The 18,602-nt window shown below is 34.2% G+C and carries 15 protein-coding genes and 1 pseudogene; 9 read left to right on the plus strand and 7 right to left on the minus strand.

Annotated elements, in window-relative coordinates; translation table 11 throughout:
- Positions 1-244: 244 nt before the first annotated feature.
- From ilvD to FDM27_RS16275, 7 genes and pseudogenes are all read left to right on the plus strand, one after another.
- Complete coding sequence (ilvD, locus tag FDM27_RS07570) at positions 245-1,918, plus strand: dihydroxy-acid dehydratase (protein WP_140485816.1); 1,674 nt, start codon at positions 245-247, stop codon at positions 1,916-1,918.
- Positions 1,919-2,000: 82 nt separating this feature from the next.
- A complete protein-coding gene (gene ilvB, locus FDM27_RS07575) occupies positions 2,001-3,689 on the plus strand; it encodes a biosynthetic-type acetolactate synthase large subunit (RefSeq protein ID WP_071186456.1) in 1,689 nt (562 codons plus the stop codon).
- Positions 3,690-3,693: 4 nt separating this feature from the next.
- Positions 3,694-4,224: an acetolactate synthase small subunit gene (ilvN, locus tag FDM27_RS07580; protein ID WP_071185743.1), complete on the plus strand. Its 531-nt coding sequence runs from the start codon at positions 3,694-3,696 to the stop codon at positions 4,222-4,224.
- A 15-nt stretch (positions 4,225-4,239) separates the two neighbouring features.
- The gene (gene ilvC, locus FDM27_RS07585) at positions 4,240-5,712 is read left to right on the plus strand and encodes a ketol-acid reductoisomerase (protein ID WP_071185744.1); all 1,473 of its coding nucleotides are present in this window, start codon (positions 4,240-4,242) and stop codon (positions 5,710-5,712) included.
- A 330-nt stretch (positions 5,713-6,042) separates the two neighbouring features.
- The gene (locus FDM27_RS07590) at positions 6,043-7,017 is read left to right on the plus strand and encodes a hypothetical protein (protein ID WP_140485817.1); all 975 of its coding nucleotides are present in this window, start codon (positions 6,043-6,045) and stop codon (positions 7,015-7,017) included.
- A gap of 69 nt (positions 7,018-7,086) precedes the next feature.
- Entirely contained in the window at positions 7,087-7,458 is a 372-nt protein-coding gene (locus FDM27_RS07595; protein ID WP_140485818.1) for a hypothetical protein, read from the plus strand.
- Between the two features lie 84 nt (positions 7,459-7,542).
- Positions 7,543-7,650 (plus strand): annotated as a pseudogene (locus tag FDM27_RS16275) (lysozyme inhibitor LprI family protein); the annotation flags it as partial.
- Positions 7,651-7,733: 83 nt separating this feature from the next.
- Here the strand turns inward: FDM27_RS16275 and FDM27_RS07605 are convergent.
- Positions 7,734-8,420: a hypothetical protein gene (locus tag FDM27_RS07605; RefSeq protein WP_140485819.1), complete on the minus strand. Its 687-nt coding sequence runs from the start codon at positions 8,418-8,420 to the stop codon at positions 7,734-7,736.
- A 347-nt stretch (positions 8,421-8,767) separates the two neighbouring features.
- On the opposite strand from FDM27_RS07605, the gene acs reads away from it, so the two are divergent.
- Positions 8,768-10,675, plus strand: a complete 1,908-nt coding sequence (acs, locus tag FDM27_RS07610; protein ID WP_140485820.1) for an acetate--CoA ligase — start codon at positions 8,768-8,770, stop codon at positions 10,673-10,675.
- Between the two features lie 61 nt (positions 10,676-10,736).
- On the opposite strand, the gene FDM27_RS07615 is transcribed toward acs, so the two are convergent.
- Positions 10,737-11,180, minus strand: a complete 444-nt coding sequence (locus FDM27_RS07615) for a thiol-disulfide oxidoreductase DCC family protein (RefSeq protein ID WP_140485821.1) — start codon at positions 11,178-11,180, stop codon at positions 10,737-10,739.
- Between the two features lie 195 nt (positions 11,181-11,375).
- Positions 11,376-13,541, minus strand: a complete 2,166-nt coding sequence (locus tag FDM27_RS07620) for an endonuclease MutS2 (protein WP_140485822.1) — start codon at positions 13,539-13,541, stop codon at positions 11,376-11,378.
- Between the two features lie 169 nt (positions 13,542-13,710).
- On the opposite strand from FDM27_RS07620, the gene ung reads away from it, so the two are divergent.
- Complete coding sequence (gene ung / locus FDM27_RS07625) at positions 13,711-14,385, plus strand: uracil-DNA glycosylase (protein ID WP_140485823.1); 675 nt, start codon at positions 13,711-13,713, stop codon at positions 14,383-14,385.
- Positions 14,386-14,543: 158 nt separating this feature from the next.
- Here the strand turns inward: ung and FDM27_RS07630 are convergent, their stop codons facing one another.
- The 4 genes from FDM27_RS07630 to FDM27_RS07645 all read right to left on the minus strand — a co-directional run bounded on the left by FDM27_RS07630 (position 14,544) and on the right by FDM27_RS07645 (position 18,423).
- A complete protein-coding gene (locus tag FDM27_RS07630; protein ID WP_140485824.1) occupies positions 14,544-14,921 on the minus strand; it encodes a DUF4258 domain-containing protein in 378 nt (125 codons plus the stop codon).
- A gap of 35 nt (positions 14,922-14,956) precedes the next feature.
- Positions 14,957-16,156, minus strand: coding sequence for an alanine dehydrogenase (locus tag FDM27_RS07635; protein WP_071185751.1), 1,200 nt, complete (start codon positions 16,154-16,156; stop codon positions 14,957-14,959).
- Between the two features lie 218 nt (positions 16,157-16,374).
- A complete protein-coding gene (gene tsaE / locus FDM27_RS07640) occupies positions 16,375-16,782 on the minus strand; it encodes a tRNA (adenosine(37)-N6)-threonylcarbamoyltransferase complex ATPase subunit type 1 TsaE (protein WP_140485825.1) in 408 nt (135 codons plus the stop codon).
- Between the two features lie 87 nt (positions 16,783-16,869).
- Positions 16,870-18,423, minus strand: a complete 1,554-nt coding sequence (locus tag FDM27_RS07645; RefSeq protein ID WP_140485826.1) for a response regulator — start codon at positions 18,421-18,423, stop codon at positions 16,870-16,872.
- Between the last annotated feature and the right edge of the window lie 179 nt (positions 18,424-18,602).

Genomic DNA, 18,602 nt, shown 5'->3' on the forward strand with positions numbered 1-18,602 from the left:
TAATGATAAGAAATTCATAAATTTTTAATTTTTATTTTTTTAGGTATAAAGGTTTTTATACTTTTGTTCCATCAAAAAAAGAAAATGAAAAATTCAATTGTATTAGTTTCTGTCGTTAATGTCATTGTTGTATCAACAAGTGCATAAGGGAAACTATTAATATAATTGAAAAATAATATTATATGACTCCCAATAAAATGGGAGTTTTTTTTTGGAATTATATCAGCACAAAAAAATAAAAAAGATGGAATTAAATAAATATAGCAAGACAATTACTCAAGACGAAACACAGCCTGCTTCCCAAGCGATGTTATATGCACTTGGATTGACAGAAGAAGATCTTAAAAAAGCACAGGTAGGAATTGTAAGTATGGGTTACGACGGAAACCCGTGTAACATGCACTTGAACGATCTGGCTAAAGATATTAAGACTGGAGTCTGGAAAGAAGATTTAGTAGGATTGATTTTTAATACTATCGGTGTAAGTGATGGTATTTCTAATGGTAATGATGGAATGCGTTTTTCTTTAGTTTCTCGCGATGTAATTGCTGATTCTATCGAAACTGTTATGGGGGCACAATGGTACGATGGTATGATTGCTGTTCCAGGTTGTGATAAAAACATGCCAGGAGCTTTGATGGCTATGGGAAGAGTAAATCGCCCATCTATTATGGTTTATGGAGGATCTATTCACCCAGGAAAATGGAAAGGTCAGGATTTGAATATTGTTTCTGCATTTGAAGCTTTAGGAAAAAAAATCAGTAATACAATTACGCCGGAAGATTTTAAAGGTGTAATTCAAAATGCTTGTCCAGGAGCAGGTGCTTGTGGTGGAATGTACACTGCTAACACTATGTCATCAGCAATTGAAGCATTAGGAATGAGTTTGCCTTATAGTTCTTCTAATCCTGCTTTGAGTCCGGAAAAAAAACAAGAATGTGTTGATGCCGGAAAAGCAATCAGAATATTGTTAGAAAAAGATATTAAGCCTAGAGACATTATGACTCGTAAAGCTTTCGAAAATGCTATTACTATGGTAGCTGTTTTAGGAGGTTCGACCAATGCGGTAATGCACTTAATTGCAATGGCTCATTCTGTAGGTATTGAATTAACATTAAAAGATTTTCAGGATATCAGTGATAAAACGCCATTATTAGCCGATTTGAAACCAAGTGGTAAATACTTAATGGAAGATTTACATAATGTAGGTGGAGTTCCTGCGGTAATGAAATATTTACTAAAAGAAGGCTTCTTACATGGTGATTGTTTAACTGTAACAGGAAAAACAATTGCTGAAAATTTAGCTTCAGTTCCTGATTTACATGATGGACAAGAAGTAATTTTTGAAATCCAAAAAGCATTAAAAGCAACTGGAAATATTCAAATTTTATACGGAAATATTGCTTCAGAAGGTTGTGTGGCAAAAATTAGCGGAAAAGAAGGGGAATTTTTTGAAGGAACAGCAGTAGTTTTTGAAGGAGAAAAAGAAGTAATCAGAGGAATACAAGCTGGTGAAGTAAAACCAGGTAATGTCGTCATTATCCGCTATTGCGGCCCAAAAGGTGGTCCTGGAATGTCTGAAATGCTAAAACCAACTTCTGCTATTATGGGAGCTGGTTTAGGAAGCAGTGTAGCTTTAATCACTGACGGCCGTTTCTCAGGAGGTTCTCATGGTTTTGTAGTAGGACATGTTACTCCGGAAGCTTACGAAGGTGGGGGAATTGCTTTAATTGAAAATGGAGATGTTATTACAATTGATGCTGTGAAAAACACTATCAATATGAAAATCTCTGATGAAGAATTTGCAAGACGTAAAGCCAATTGGAAACAACCAGAATCACCAATCAAACAAGGAGTTTTACTTAAATATATGCGTTCAGTATCCAGTGCATCTGAAGGATGTGTTACTGACAAATAATAGTCAATTACAATTTTAAAAATCAATTGCAATGTCAATCTGATTTCGAAAAAATAAATTGCCAAAACAAAAAAGACAAACAATGAAAATATCAGGAGCAGAAGCAGTTATCAGATGCTTATTAGCCGAAGGAGTTGACTTAGTTTATGGATATCCAGGTGGTGCCATAATGCCGGTTTACGACGAATTATATAAATTTCAAGATCAATTGCACCACGTATTGGTGCGTCACGAACAAGGTGCAGCTCACGCTGCCCAAGGTTTTGCAAGAGCTACCGGAAAAGTAGGTGTTGCAATTGCAACTTCAGGACCTGGAGCTACAAACCTGGTTACAGGTATTGCCGATGCTCAAATCGATTCTACTCCGATGGTATGTATTACCGGACAAGTAGGGAAACATTTATTAGGTTCTGATGCTTTTCAGGAAACGGATATTATTGGAATTTCAACTCCGGTAACCAAATGGAATTACCAAATTACCGAAGCGGATGAAATTCCTGAGATTATGGCAAAAGCATTTTACATTGCACGTTCAGGACGTCCGGGACCAGTATTAGTTGATATTACTAAAAATGCTCAGTTTGACACTTTAGATTTTAGTTATAAAAAATGTAACGACATCAGAAGTTACCATCCAAAACCGATTTTAAAATTAGACAAGGTTAAGGAAGCGGCTGAGTTAATCAATAAGGCTAAAAAACCAATGATTGTTTTTGGTCAAGGGGTTATTCTAAGTAAGGCTGAAGAAGAATTGAAAGCTTTAATTGAAAAATCAGGAATTCCTGCAGCCTGGACTATTTTAGGTCTTTCTGCATTACCTACAGAACACGAATTAAACGTAGGAATGGTAGGAATGCACGGAAATTACGGTCCTAATATTTTAACTAACGAATGCGATGTTTTAATTGCATTAGGAATGCGTTTTGACGACCGTGTTACTGGAAATTTAGCAACTTATGCTAAGCAAGCTAAAGTAGTTCATTTTGAAATTGACCCGGCTGAGATTGATAAAAACGTTAAAACTGAGGTTGCTGTATTAGCGGATTTAAAAGAAGCTTTAACAGCATTATTACCTTTTATCGAAAAGAATACTCACGAAGAATGGCACAACGAATTCAAGAAGAAATATGAAATTGAATTGGATGCAGTTATCAACGAAGAGTTAGCTCCAACTAACGGAAAAGGAATTTCTATGGGAGAAACTATCGAAATGATTAACAAACATTCAAAAGGTGATGCAATAATGGTTTCTGATGTTGGTCAGCACCAAATGTTTACTTGTCGTTATTCAAAATTCAATCAAACTAAAAGTAATGTAACTTCGGGAGGTTTAGGAACTATGGGATTTGCTTTACCAGCAGCCATTGGAGCTAAAATGGGGCGTCCGGATCGCGAAGTAGTTGCTATTATTGGTGATGGTGGTTTCCAAATGAACATTCAGGAATTAGGAACGATTCATCAAACGAAAGTTCCGGTTAAAATTGTAGTTTTAAACAACGAATTTTTAGGGATGGTGCGTCAATGGCAGGAATTGTTTTTTGACTATAGATATGCTTCTACAGTGATGACAAATCCTAACTTTTGTGCTATTGCCGAAGGTTATTATATCAAAGCTCGTAAAGTAACTAAAAGAGAAGAACTAGATGAAGCAATTGCTGAAATGATGGCTTCTAAAGACTCTTATTTCCTTGAAGTTATGGTAGAAAAAGAAAACAATGTATTCCCAATGATTCCAACAGGAGCTTCGGTTTCTGACATCCGATTAAGTTAATATTATGGAAGAAAATAAAACATTCACGATTTCTGTTTATTCAGAAAACAACGTTGGCTTATTGAACAGAATATCAGGAATATTCTTGAAACGCCACATCAATATATTGAGTTTAAATGTATCCGAATCGGAAATTGAAAACGTTTCCCGATTTGTAATTGTAGTAGATACTACTGAAAAATGGGTACAAAACATTGTGGGTCAAATCGAAAAACAAGTTGAAGTAATTAAAGCTTTCTACCATGTAGATGAGGAAACTATCTTTCTGGAAAGTGCTTTATTCAAAATCGCTTCTAACTTATTATTTGACGAAAGACAAATTCAAAACATCATCAAAGAAAGTCATTCGGAAATTGTAACGGTATCAAGAGACTTTTTTGTGATTTCAAAATCAGGAAGACGTTCTGAAATAGAAGAATTACATGCAAAATTAAAGCCTTTCGGAATCATGCAATTTGTGCGTTCAGGAAGAATATCAGTTTCCAAAGAAAAAATGGAAGTGACAAGTTTATTATTAGAGGAATTAAAATCATAAATTAAATATTAGAAAATGGCAAATTATTTCAATTCATTACCACTTAGATTACAATTAGAACAATTAGGCGTTTGCGAATTCATGGATCAATCCGAATTTGCTAACGGAATCGAAGCTTTAAAAGGTAAAAAAGTAGTTATCGTAGGTTGTGGTGCTCAAGGTTTGAACCAAGGTTTAAACATGAGAGATTCAGGTTTAGATATTTCTTACGCTTTGCGTGCTGAAGCTATTGCTGAAAAAAGAGCTTCTTACAGAAATGCTACTGAGAATGGTTTCAATGTAGGAACTTATGAAGAATTAATCCCTACAGCTGATTTAGTATGCAACCTTACACCAGATAAACAACATACTGCTGTAGTTACTGCAATTATGCCATTAATGAAGCAAGGAGCTACATTATCATATTCTCATGGTTTTAATATCGTAGAAGAAGGAATGCAAATTCGTAAAGACTTAACAGTTATTATGTGTGCTCCTAAATGTCCAGGATCTGAAGTACGTGAAGAGTACAAAAGAGGATTTGGTGTACCTACATTAATCGCTGTTCACCCTGAAAACGATCCAAATGGTTTTGGTTTAGATCAGGCAAAAGCGTATGCTGTTGCAACAGGAGGAAACAGAGCAGGAGTTTTACGTTCTTCTTTCGTAGCTGAAGTTAAATCTGATTTAATGGGAGAGCAAACAATCCTTTGTGGTTTGTTACAAACAGGTTCTATCTTATGTTTTGACAAAATGGTTGCTGAAGGTGTTGATGCTGGATATGCTTCTAAATTAATCCAATACGGATGGGAAACTATCACTGAAGGATTGAAACATGGTGGTATCACAAATATGATGGATAGATTATCTAATCCAGCTAAAATTGCTGCATTCAACACAGCTGAAGAATTAAAAGACATCATGCGTCCATTATTCCAAAAACACATGGATGATATCATCTCTGGAGAATTCTCTAAAACAATGATGGAAGACTGGGCTAATGACGATAAAAACTTATTGACTTGGAGAGCTGCTACTGAAGCAACTAACTTCGAGAAAACTCCAGCTGGAAATGTTGAAATTTCTGAGCAAGAATACTACGACAATGGAGTATTAATGGTAGCTATGGTAAAAGCTGGTGTTGAATTAGCTTTTGAAGCTATGACTGATTCAGGAATTATCGAAGAGTCTGCTTACTACGAGTCATTACACGAAACTCCACTTATTGCTAACACAATTGCAAGAAAGAAATTGTTCGAAATGAACCGTGTAATCTCTGATACTGCTGAGTACGGATGTTATTTATTTGACCATGCTTGTAAGCCATTAATCGCTGAGTACGTTAAAAATGCACCATCTAACTTAATTGGTCGTCCATTCAATAGTGGAGATAACGGTGTTGACAACAAAGAATTAATCGATGTGAATTCAATCATCAGAAATCACCCGGTTGAAGAAGTTGGAGCTTGGTTAAGAGAGTCAATGACTGCAATGAAAAAAATTGTATAATTCTTTACAATTATAGTTAATTCAAAAAGGCGGAGTATTAAGTTACTTCGCCTTTTTTGTGTTTAATTTACAGGAACAGAGCTCTTTTGGTATTCAATAGTTTCATAATGAGTACCAAATATCGCCACTGCGAGGAGTTGTGAGGCACGAAGTAAAGCAAGCACATTAGCTATAAAAAAGTAATTTGTATGATAATTTTTACATATTTGAACTTGCTTTTACACATGACTTAAATCAAACAAATTTGCCTGATTTAAGTTGATTTATGTGATTTAATCACAGACCAGAAAAACAACTAAAAAAACTTGACAAAGTCACTTAAATTAACCTATGAAAAAAAAGTTACTATTTTTATTCCTTTCTTTATCCTTACTCATTTCTTGTAATCCTGATAGCTCAGAAATAGCAGATGATCCCGACCCTATAGACGATGAGAATGTAATTCCGGAAGAAAAATTTCCAGACGGAAGTTTAAATAGTTTTTTTTCAAATGCGTTAATTTCAGATATAATAAGTAATATCGAAAGGAGAAACCCGATAAAAATTACAGCATATGACAAAATAAATAATCGGATTAAAACAAATTATCCTTATTTAAAAAACTTACTGGTAAAAGCTACTAACAATCAAAGTTGGTTTGTAACTCAAAATAGTGAAGCTTCAACAATTGTAGAAATTACAAATGTAGATATTCAAAGTGGATGGATTTCTTTAGGAAGTACCTATTCAGGGAGACTAAGCACAAGTATTGGAAGCACTTTAGAATTTTTTAATCCATTTATTAATTACGAAATAATTAATGATCGCCCTTTATTCAATCCTTATCCAACTATTGTAACCGAAGGAAATTTTAATTATATTCAATCAGGAGGTATTATTGAAAAAACAGATGGGAGTTATATTCTTTTAACTCCAATTGTATTTGGAGCACACGATAAAAGAAGTATATATTATGCGACGAGTACAAATCTGGAGAATTGGGTTTTTGAAAATAAAAAGCTACTTAGTACTGATATGATTCCATTTGCTAAAACGAATGGAAATGTATTTTCTACAGGAACTCCTTTCAGATTAGACAATGGAAATTTATTAGTTTTATTGGGTGTACAACAACCTAATAATAATTATACTTCGGCATATATGATTATTGATGAGAATCTTACAATTATACAGCCTCCCAAGGAAATTAATATTCCCGAATGGAATGGACTAGACAATAATAGTTTCCCATTAGCAATAACAAAATTCAATAATAAGTATCGAATTTTATTTCATAAACGAAATCCAAATTTTATTGATCGATAAATTCATGAAGTCATAGCTTCAAATTTATTTGATGCTCTTGACTTAAACAAAAGTATTGTTTCTTCTACAATGATCCATAAAGGAACTAGCAGTAGTGGTTACTTAAGAGGAAAAGCTGATGATGCTAATTATATTAATTTTAATTCCGAGTTATACTTGCTTATTGGTGGAGAAGAATTACCTTCTAATTATCTTACTTCAAATAACAGGGAATATGGTTTAATGAAATTGAATAATGATACTTGGAAACATGATCCTAGAAGTCCACTGATAGTAAATCCAGTTCAGTTGCATAACAAATACCCTATTTATAATTGGGCTTGGGATCATTTAGGCGGTTTTGTGTCACCAATAATAAAGAACAATACTCTTTATATTTTTATGGCATTTGGAACAGATAATCCAGATTATTTTATAACGGGAATAAAAATAAAATTGTGATTTAAAATTAGCGCACTTACTTCTAGATTGCAACGAGAACCTTCTTACTTTTAAAAACAGAACAAAGAGTTTGATGCTTCGCAATATGAAGGCGGTAGTATGCAACCTTTAATATATTCAACTTGTTTAGAAGAACTAACAAGAAAAAGAATTGCAGAAATTAAAGCAAGTATAAAAAGAAGAGATTTGTAGTTTTTCCTGAATCTTATTGAAAAAAAGAGGCTATTTGTTTCCAAATAGCCTCTTTTTCGTCAATTATTAGGAATGTTCTAATTTTATAATTTTCTGGTGGATTTCCAGGTTCCACTTCCTGTAGATGAAACCCAATTTCCAGTTATATTATTTCCACTTAGTGTTCCTGTAATAGTAGCTGTATCGGGGATAGATGCGGTAATGGTATTGTTAGATATTGTACCCACAATAAATGGTAAAACCTGACCGTCATTTGGCAAAACCATTCCCGTAACTTTGTTTCCGTAAATAATTAAATTCCAGGTACCACCCGTAATACCGTCTTCAATAAAAGTACCCACGTAACAATAAACCTGAACGTCCGATTCTTCTTTGCCTACATTAATAGCGGCCTCAGGGTGACCACTAATGTGGATATTAGAAACGGTTGGATTAGTTCCATTAGCATTTACAGTAAAATCAAAATAATCATTGTTATGAGTAAAAGTAATTTCTGTGTTTGATCCTTCAGTCACAGCATCTTGAGAAGTGTAAGTGTAAGAAGTACCGTCAATAACCAAAGTTGCTGATAAGGTCGTTCCATTGTTTTTCAAATTAATCACAATAGTTCCTGTCGATCCTACAAAAACACCTTTGTAAATACCATAATTTTTACTGTCATAACTGGCTGTTGCAGTTGGACTGTTTGATAAATTGTTGTCATCATTGTCATCATTAGAGCAAGAAAGAAGTGATGCACAAACAAGTAGGCTAAGTAGTAATTTTTTCATAATTCTCTTTTTATAGAGTAAGGATTGATACTAAATTAAATATTTTAGAAAAAATTAACAAAAATAATCGACAAAGTGCAGTAAAATTTAAAAGCCACTGTTTTGTTGGATTTTCTGAAGCTTTAGGATAGTTAATCAGAATATTTTTTTTTGACAAAGAAATAACAAAGACTGGTTTCTAAATATTTGTGTTTTAGATAAAAGTGTTTTTTTAACGAGATTTTCAATATTTTGCATTTTATTGGGCTTACTTTTTCGTTATTTTAATTAAATTGCGGCGATTTATGATTTATTTTTTTCAGAGAATAGATTGAGATTTAATATATTTATCAAAAATATAAAAAGGGATGAGCTACTACAAAATCGATAATTTAGAACAATATTTTAAGCATTACAATAAGTCCATCAGAGAACCAAGAAAATTTTGGGGAAAAATAGCCGAAGAAAATTTCACATGGTACCAACCGTGGGACAAGGTGGTTGAATTTAATATGGCAGAAGCTGATGTTCAGTGGTTTGCCGGTGCTAAAGTAAATATTGCTAAAAACTGTATTGACAGACACCTTAATAAAAGAGGTGAAAAAACGGCAATTATTTTTGAACCGAATAATCCGGATGAAGAAGCATTACACATTTCTTATAACGAATTACACCAAAGAGTATGCAAGATGGCTAATGTTTTGCGTGAGCAAGGCATTAAAAAAGGCGATCGTGTATGTATCTATTTGCCTATGATTCCGGAATTGGCAGTATCTATTTTGGCTTGTGCCCGAATTGGAGCAATCCATTCTGTGGTTTTTGCCGGATTCTCGGCTAAGGCTTTAGCAACTAGAATTGCCGATAGCGACAGTAAAATGCTTATTACTTCTGATGGTGGTTACCGTGGTAATAAAACCGTGGAACTAAAAGAAATTGCTGATGAAGCATTACAAAGTTGCCCTTCGGTTAGTACTGTTTTGGTAGCCAAAAGAACCAATACAGTCATCAATATGAAAGAGGGCAGGGATATCTGGTTACAACCATTATTAGATGAAGCTTCTGATAATAGTGTAGCTGAAATTATGGATGCCGAAGACCCTTTGTTTATTCTTTATACTTCGGGTTCTACCGGAAAACCAAAAGGAATGGTGCATACTACTGCCGGTTATATGGTTTATACAGCCTATACTTTTAAAAATGTTTTTAATTATGAGGAGAATGACGTTTTCTGGTGTACTGCCGATATTGGCTGGATAACAGGTCATTCTTATATTTTATATGGTCCATTATTAAATGGTGCAACAACTGTAATTTTTGAAGGAGTACCTTCCTATCCCAATTTCAGTCGTTTTTGGGAAGTAATCGAAAAACACAAAGTAAGTCAGTTTTATACGGCACCAACAGCCATTAGGGCATTGGCAAAAGAAAAACTAGAATACGTACAGAAATATCCTTTTAAAAGTTTAAAAGTAATTGGATCAGTAGGGGAGCCAATTAATGAAGAGGCTTGGCACTGGTTCAATGATCATGTGGGCGGAAAAAGATGTCCAATTGTGGATACCTGGTGGCAAACCGAAACGGGAGGAATTATGATATCACCAATTGCTTTTATCACCCCTACAAAACCTACTTATGCTACATTCCCATTACCTGGAATCCAGGCTGTTTTGATGGATGATAAGCGAAATGAAATCGAAGGAAACCAAGTGGTAGGTAGCTTGTGTATTAAATTCCCTTGGCCGGGAATGGCAAGAACCATCTGGAACGATCATCAACGTTATATTGATACTTATTTTTCGCAATATCCCGGAAAATATTTTACAGGAGACGGTGCCTTACGTGATGAAGTAGGTTATTACCGAATAACAGGTCGTGTGGATGATGTAATTATTGTATCAGGACATAATTTAGGAACTGCTCCAATTGAAGATGCTATTAATGAACACCCGGCTGTTGCTGAGAGTGCCATAGTAGGATTTCCACATGATGTAAAAGGAAATGCTTTGTATGGCTATGTTATTTTGAAAGAAACTGGTGAGATTAGAAATAAAGAGAATCTTTTTATCGAAATCAATCAATACATATCTGATCACGTAGGACCAATTGCTAAATTAGATAAGATTCAGTTTGTTTCAGGATTGCCAAAAACGCGTTCCGGAAAAATTATGCGTAGAATACTCAGGAAAATCGCAGCGGGAGATTTCTCTGATTACGGAGACACCAGTACTTTACTGAATCCGGAGATTATCGAAGAAATTCAAAGTGAGAAAAAATAATTCTAAAAAGCTGCTTCAATCAAAGCAGCTTTTTTTTATGTAGAACTTTTTGGAATGCTATTTAAATGAACTTCGCTTTTAGTTCAGGAGAGGGAATCATACAATGTTCTTTTTTGCCGTACCAACTGTAGCGATTTTTAGCAATATAATCGTAAACGGAGTTGTTAATTCTCTTTGGAAAAATATTGAAAATTGCCAGAAATCCATAGAAACCGCCTAATTGTGAAGCTATTTTAAAAGCAGCTTGTGATTTATAATAATAAGCAATTCCGGGTTCGTACAGAATAATACTGTCAGTTATTTTTGGATCGATACCAATGTAACTACAAATTTCTTTCCCGAAATCCGATTGCAAAGCCACAAACCGAAATACATCTTTTTTATCTCTTTCAATAATAAACTGCACTGCCGAATTGCACAAATTGCAAATGCCATCAAAGAGTATTATTTTTTTGTTTTCTGCAGTCATTGCGAGGAACGAAGCAATCTCATTAGGTATTTCCATTTCAATTGGTATTATTCAGCTGTTAAATTTTTTAATTCATCAAATTGATGTAGAAAAAAACTGGTTCCTCTTTTTTAGTGCGAGGAACGAAAGAATCTCATTTTCTTATTTTTTTACATACTGCATTTACTCGTGTTAGTGTGATTGCTTCGTTCCGATAGCTATCGGAACGAAGCAATGACTTTTTGAAACTGATCACTTTTTCACCGCTTCCACCAAGTCCAACTCATCTAAACTTACTTTAGAAGTAAACAAACCATAATTAACAACGGCTTTGTTCTTTTCAATTTTATCAATACTTCCCACAGCTTTTCCGTCCAGCATTCTCACGCGATCACCTACTTTTAAAATCGGTTTTGGCTTTTCAATTACAGGTTTTAGTTTTTTCTCTTTCTTTTCTTTTCTAATTTCCTCAACCTGAACTTTAACTTCATCGATGATTTCTTTTTTCTTGGCTACAATGGCTTTAGTCTCTTTTGGAGTCGCTTTTTTACGTTTCGAATTTTCGATTTCAACTATTTTCAAAAACTCGCCTATCAATTCCTTTTTGTTTTTATTATTGAAATATTTCTCGGCAATATCCTCTATTTTTTGACCAATATAAATCGTTTTCTGATTGCTGTCGTACAATTCCTGATAGCTTTCCAGTTTCTGCTTTATTTTGGTATTGATAGATTCCATCTTTTTACCTTCTTCGCGCGCTCTTGTTTCTTCTTCTTTCAGGTTTTGTGACGTTTTTTCGAGTTTAGAACGCTCTTTTTGTAAGGTAGCAATGGTTTTATCAAAGCGCACTTTCCCAACTTCGATTTTCTTTTTGGCACGATTGATTAATCCAAAGGGAATTCCATTTTTCTGTGCTACTTCAAAAGTAAACGAACTTCCTGCCTGTCCTAAAGCCAGTTTATACATGGGTTCCAGTGATTTTTCATCAAACATCATGTTGGCATTGGTAGCAAAAGGCAATTCGTTAGCAAGAATTTTCAAATTAGCATAATGAGTGGTAATGATACCAAAAGCTTCCCGATGGTAGAATTCTTCCAGGAAAATTTCAGCCAAGGCTCCTCCTAATTCAGGGTCTGAACCAGTACCAAATTCGTCAATCAGGAACATGGTTTTGCTATTGCACTTCTTCAAGAAGTAGTTCATGTTCTTTAATCGGTAGCTGTAGGTACTTAAATGATTTTCAATAGATTGATTATCTCCGATGTCGGTCAAGATTCTATCGAATAAAAAAGTTTCTGAACGTTCGTGAACCGGAATTAGCATTCCTGATTGTAGCATTAATTGGAGTAAGCCTACCGTTTTTAACGAAATGGTTTTTCCTCCTGCATTAGGTCCCGAAATCACAATGATTCGGTTTTCCTGTTGTAATTCGATGGTTTGTGGATAAGTAACTTCCTTTTTTTGTTTGTTAGTCAAATATAAAATAGGATGGAAGGCGTCTCTAAAATACAAACGGCGTTCCTCAGTTATATTTGGTAAAATTCCATTGATTCTTTCAGCATATTTTGCTTTGGCAGCAATCACGTCAACATCACTTAAAAAGTCCTGATATTCTTTTAATAAAGGTAAAAACGGACGAATAGCATTGGATAATTGTTTTAAAATACGCGTGATTTCTTCTTTTTCTTCGTATTCTAAATTACTCAATTCTCTGGAATATTTCAGCGTCATTTCAGGTTCTATATAAGCTATACTTCCTGTTTTAGAACTTCCTAAAATAGTACCTCTCACTTTTCGGCGATACATTGATAAAACGGCTAAAACACGACGGTTTTGCACAAAACTTTCCTTAATATCATCTAAATATCCTAAACCATTGTATTGAGTAAGAGCAATACCAAAACTCTGATTAACCTTGCCGCGAACCATATTCATATTTCTGCGAATATCTGACAAAACAGGAGAAGCATTGTCTTTTATTTCACCATATTTATCGACAACAGTATCAATAAGTGCTACAATTTCCTTAGTAAGTTCAACGCGTGAAGCTCTGGCATTGATATTTGGATAGTAATCATCAAATTTTCTCAGGAAATTCAAGAGGAAATTTACCGTTGAAGAAAGCGTAGCAATTTTTCTAAAACTACCTACTTCAAGGAAACTATCTTCAATTGCAAGGAATTTTATTTCGTTTGTTATCGCATCAAAACCGTGATTAGGAATCGCATTATTATTCTGAAAAGAAGAAACATACTCCGAGGTTTGTAATAAAGCTTGCATCAGGCTTTCTTTATCTCTAAAAGGAGTAATTAGGAGTGCTTTTTCTTTTCCAATTTCGGTATTGCATATCTCTGAAATAGTTTCGAGAATCGTTGGAAATTGTAGATCTTGTAATGTTTTTTCGGTGATGGATATCATTCTTTGTGAGTGCTTCTTTTTATGCAAAAATAGGTAATAGTAGAGATTCTTTCACGAAGATTTTTAAAGATTTCGCTATGATTCATAAAGATTTGCTTAATTGTAAAAGGATCTTGGTTTGTCTTTGTGTTTACTCTGTGTATCTTTGCGGAACAAATTTAAAGTAAAGATGCAAATTTCCTTAAATCCTGATTGGCAAACCATTTTATCTGAAGAATTACAAAAACCATATTTTAATGATTTATTGCAGGAGCTAGAAAAAGAGTATCAGGAATTTGTGTGTTTTCCACCAAAAGACCTGATTTTTTCGGCTTTTAATTATTGTGGTTTTGAAGAAGTGAAAGTGGTTATTATTGGTCAGGATCCTTATCATGGGGATGGAGAGGCGAATGGTTTGTGTTTTTCGGTGAATGACGGGGTGAAAATTCCGCCTTCATTACGCAATATTTATCGGGAAATCAATGATGATTTGGATTCGATTTTTATGCCAACTTCCGGAAATTTAGAACATTGGGCAAAACAAGGCGTTTTGTTGTTGAATGCGGCACTTACCGTTCGAAAAGACAAACCCAATAGTCACAAACATTTGAAATGGAATTTGTTTACCGATGCAGTGATTCAAAAAATTTCGGATGAAAAAGAACATGTTGTTTTTTTACTTTGGGGCGCATTCGCACAAAAAAAAGGAAGTAAAATAGACAGAAACAAACATTTGGTTTTAGAATCAGGACATCCGTCACCAATGAGTGCGAATCAGGGAAAATGGTTTGGGAACAAACATTTTAGCAAAGCAAATACCTATTTAAAAACGAATGATAAATCTGAAATTGATTGGTTTTTGTAGTTTTAAAACATATAAGCCATATAAGTTTCAGAAGTATTAAATGAAGTTTTGTACCGTATTTTTAATTGAAATTCATGTAAGAAAAAGATAATAAAAAAGCCATTTAAATTTCCAAAAGAAACTTAAATGGCTTATATTATATATGATAAAAGCTAAAATTACTTTTTTATAATTTCTTCCAAAGTAGCTTTACCTTCTTCGTTTTTTACTTTTAGAATAATCTCCTGTCCTTTTAGGGTTTTACCTTCAATAATGTAGATTTTTGTTCTTTTTCCAAATTCGGTGTCGCTTTTGTCAAAATCAACATCGCCAAATTCCAAAGTGTTTTTTATATCTGCAATAGTCACCCATGATTCAGATAAAACTTTATTAGCATTTTCAGAATAATGGAAAGGTTTGTTGCGAAGATCATTGAGTACCCTGGCATTTGGGAAATAATTGCAACGGGTATCTTTTCCGCTAAAAACAAGGGCTACAAAAAAGCAACCTATTACTAAACCTACCAAATAATAGGCAAAACGTTGTACAAATTTCATGAAATATTTTTTTGCAAAGGTAATCGAAAGTTTACTTAAAACACAATTAAATTGATGTCGTTATTAGGTAAATCAAACCAGTCACCAATGGCTCTGTTGGTCAAAATTCCATGATAGGTATAAATTCCATTTTTCAAACCTTTATCGCAACGAATGGCACTTTCAATACCGCCGTCTTCGGCAATTTTCAATAAATAAGGAGTGATAATGTTACTGATAGAAAGCGAAGCTGTCTTAGAATAACGAGAAGGAATATTAGGAACGCAATAATGAAGAATATTGCTTTTTACAAAAGTTGGTTTTTCGTGAGTAGTGACTTCGGAAGTCTCAAAACAACCGCCTGTATCAATGCTTACATCGACAATTACAGCACCTTTTTTCATGTGTTCAACCATGGTTTCGGTAACTACTACCGGACAGCGTTCTAAACCACGCATAGCACCAATAGCCACATCACAACGTCTTAGAGCTTTCATTAAAGCTTTAGGTTGAATGGTCGAAGTAAAAATACGTTGATTTAGGCTGTTTTGAAGTCGTCTTAATTTAGTAATCGAATTATCGAAAACTTTTATGTTAGCTCCCAGGCCAATAGCGGTTCTTGCTGCAAATTCACCAGCAGTACCCGCGCCCAGAATAACCACTTCGGTAGGAGGAACTCCGGTAATATTACCAAAAAGGAGTCCTTTTCCGTAAGAATTGGCAATCATTAATTCGGCTGCGATTAAAATAGAAGCAGTACCGGCAATTTCGCTTAAAGACTTAACAATGGGGTAGGTGTCATCAACATCTTTGATGTATTCAAAAGCAAGAGCTGTAATTTTTTTCTTAGCTAAAGCTTCGAAATATTCTCTTTTCTTGGTTTTTAATTGGATTGCCGAAATGAGTATCGCCTGATTGTTCATCATTTTGATTTCGGCAACTGTAGGAGGTTCTACCTTTAAAATCATAGGACAACCGAAGACTTTTTGAGTATCTTTGGTTACTTCGGCACCTACTTCAGAGTATTCTTTATCTGAATAACTGGCACTTTCTCCGGCACCCGATTCAATCATCACCCGATGTCCGTGACAAATTAATGAACTCACAGCATCCGGCGTGAGACAAATGCGACGTTCCTGATAGCTAGTCTCTTTGGGAATACCAATAAATAGTTTGCCTTTTTTTCTAGCTACTTCCAGCTTCTCTTCCTGAGGTAATAACTGTTGTTTGGTAAATGGAGTTATTGATATTGACATCGTTTTTGCTACAATTAAAAAGTAAAATTACACAAAAAGATTAAAAGAATAAGCTTTATGTTTTGATAAAAATACAAATGTGTTTAATTATTAACATTAAGTTGTATTTTTTAAGTTTTTATAGAAATATTTTAGCAGTTTTTTCGGAATTTACACTAAGTAAAAAGTGTGTAATGTTTTGAAAATCAGTTATCAAAACTTGTTTGTTTCTAACTGGTTTAGTTTAATTTTAAAAGACGTTTGCCATCAGAAAGCGCTTCGATAGTAATGGTCGAATGCGTTTCAGGAATAAGACTGGCAATGTTTTCGGCCCATTCAATAAAACACCAATTACCGGAATACAAATAATCATCGACTCCCATATCTAAGGCTTCTGTTTCTTTTTTTAATCTGTAAAAATCAAAATGATAAACTATCTGATTATTTGTAGTTTGGTATTCGTTAACTAAGGAAAAAGTGGGACTGCTGGTAGCTTCGGCTACGCCTAAGGTTTTGCACAATTGTTTGATAAAAGTAGTTTTTCCGGCACCCATTTCACCATTGAAAAGTATGATTTTATTGGGTTGAGCAGCTACAATCAATTCAGCTACATTGCTTATTTCGTCTAATGAAAAAGTGATTTCCATGTTTTTAGTTTTTTAGTACCTAGTCCTTAGTCCCTAGTCTTAGTTTCGGTTCTCGATGCTAAGGACTAACAACTAAGGACTAAATCCCTACTTAGGATTAAATATCAAGCAAGGAATAATCATTTCTTCCAGAGAAATTCCTCCATGCTGATAGGTGTTTTTATAATAACTCACATAATGATTGTAGTTGTTGACATAAGCCAAAAACAAATCATTTTTTGCAAAAATATAAGAACTACTCATATTTATGGCCGGTAAACCAATTTTTTTTGGGTCTTTTACCGCATAAACATCTTTGCTTTCGTATGTCAGACTACGACCGGTTTTGTAACGTAAATTCAGGCTGGTGTTTTTGTCACCCACCACTTTTGAAGGATTTTTGACGTTGATGGTTCCGTGATCGGTGGTTAAAATCAATTTGAAACCCAGTTTTTGTGCCTGTTGGATGATTTCTAACAAAGGAGAATTTTTAAACCAACTCAATGTTAGCGAACGATAAGCTTTATCATCAGGTGCGAGTTCTTTTACCACATCCATTTCGGTTTTGGCGTGTGAAAGCATATCGACAAAATTATAAACTACAGCAACCAAATCGTTGTCTTTTAAGGCTCTGAAACTCTCAAGAAGCTTTTTACCCGAAGCCATATTGGTAATCTTAAAATAATCCGATTTGATGTTCAGACTCAAACGCTTTAATTGAGCTTCAAGAAATTCGGCTTCAAATAAGTTTTTTCCACCTTCATCGGGATCATTTTTCCAAAGATCAGGGTGTTTTTTCTCCATTTCTGCCGGTAATAATCCGGAGAAAATTGCATTTCGGGCATATTGGGTTGCAGTAGGCAAAATAGAATAGTAAGGCACTTCTTTTTCCAGTTTGTAATAATCGGCTACCACGCTTTCAAAGGATTTCCATTGGTCATAACGCAAATTGTCAATGACTACAAACAATACTGGTCTTTCTTTTTTCTTCAATTCAGGAACCACTAATTCCTTGAATAAAGTGTGTGACTGAATGGGTTTATCGGCTTTAGGTAAAAACCAATCTTCGTAATTGCGTTCGATGAATTTTCCAAACTGCGAATTAGCTTCTACTTTTTGCGATTCCAAGATTTCAATCATACTTTGATCGTTGATATCTTCAAGCTGCAATTCCCAGAATAATAGTTTTTTGTACAATTCAATCCAGTCTTCATAGCTGTTGACCATACCCATTTCCATGGCAATTTTTCGGAATTCCTTTTGGTAATCCAAAGTGGTCTTTTGGGAAATCAGTTTCGAATTATCCAAATTCTTCTTCAAACTCAGTAAAATCTGATTCGGATTGACGGGTTTAATGAGGTAATCGGCAATTTTAGCACCAATGGCTTCCTCCATGATATATTCTTCCTCACTTTTGGTAATCATAATCATCGGAATAGCGCTTTTTTTCTCTTTCATCTCCGAAAGGGTTTCCAGTCCGCTCATTCCGGGCATATTTTCGTCTAAGAAAACAATGTCAAAGTTCTCGTTTTCAAATATTTCAATAGCGTCAAGCCCATTATTACAGGTAGTAACTTCGTAATTTTTTTTCTCTAAAAAAAGGATGTGTGGTTTTAGATAATCAATCTCATCGTCAACCCAAAGTATTTTTATTTTGTCCATATTTTGTCGGTTCTAAAGTTATTCTTGAACGTAAAAAACGCAAGTACATTGTGCAAATTACAGATTTTATACGCTCCAAATTGCTAATATTATGATAAAGTTTCTTAGTAAATAAGGTTTGAATAATTAATAATCGATTATCTAAGTAATACAGTTTTTTAAAATCTATACTAAATACT

Origin of the sequence: Flavobacterium sp. GSA192 (assembly GCF_006386525.1) — a bacterium.
Taxonomy (GTDB): domain Bacteria; phylum Bacteroidota; class Bacteroidia; order Flavobacteriales; family Flavobacteriaceae; genus Flavobacterium; species Flavobacterium commune.

Excerpts from the sequence above, each read along its gene's own strand:
- FDM27_RS07635 (WP_071185751.1), bottom strand. The coding sequence starts at position 16,156 with ATGTCAATATCAATAACTCCATTTACCAAACAACAGTTATTACCTCAG.
- FDM27_RS07595 (WP_140485818.1), top strand. The coding sequence starts at position 7,087 with ATGATCCATAAAGGAACTAGCAGTAGTGGTTACTTAAGAGGAAAAGCT.
- tsaE (WP_140485825.1), bottom strand. The coding sequence starts at position 16,782 with ATGGAAATCACTTTTTCATTAGACGAAATAAGCAATGTAGCTGAATTG.
- FDM27_RS07590 (WP_140485817.1), top strand. The coding sequence starts at position 6,043 with ATGAAAAAAAAGTTACTATTTTTATTCCTTTCTTTATCCTTACTCATT.
- FDM27_RS07605 (WP_140485819.1), bottom strand. The coding sequence starts at position 8,420 with ATGAAAAAATTACTACTTAGCCTACTTGTTTGTGCATCACTTCTTTCT.
- ung (WP_140485823.1), top strand. The coding sequence starts at position 13,711 with ATGCAAATTTCCTTAAATCCTGATTGGCAAACCATTTTATCTGAAGAA.
- ilvB (WP_071186456.1), top strand. The coding sequence starts at position 2,001 with ATGAAAATATCAGGAGCAGAAGCAGTTATCAGATGCTTATTAGCCGAA.
- ilvN (WP_071185743.1), top strand. The coding sequence starts at position 3,694 with ATGGAAGAAAATAAAACATTCACGATTTCTGTTTATTCAGAAAACAAC.
- FDM27_RS07620 (WP_140485822.1), bottom strand. The coding sequence starts at position 13,541 with ATGATATCCATCACCGAAAAAACATTACAAGATCTACAATTTCCAACG.
- ilvC (WP_071185744.1), top strand. The coding sequence starts at position 4,240 with ATGGCAAATTATTTCAATTCATTACCACTTAGATTACAATTAGAACAA.
- FDM27_RS07645 (WP_140485826.1), bottom strand. The coding sequence starts at position 18,423 with ATGGACAAAATAAAAATACTTTGGGTTGACGATGAGATTGATTATCTA.
- FDM27_RS07615 (WP_140485821.1), bottom strand. The coding sequence starts at position 11,180 with ATGGAAATACCTAATGAGATTGCTTCGTTCCTCGCAATGACTGCAGAA.
- acs (WP_140485820.1), top strand. The coding sequence starts at position 8,768 with ATGAGCTACTACAAAATCGATAATTTAGAACAATATTTTAAGCATTAC.
- ilvD (WP_140485816.1), top strand. The coding sequence starts at position 245 with ATGGAATTAAATAAATATAGCAAGACAATTACTCAAGACGAAACACAG.
- FDM27_RS07630 (WP_140485824.1), bottom strand. The coding sequence starts at position 14,921 with ATGAAATTTGTACAACGTTTTGCCTATTATTTGGTAGGTTTAGTAATA.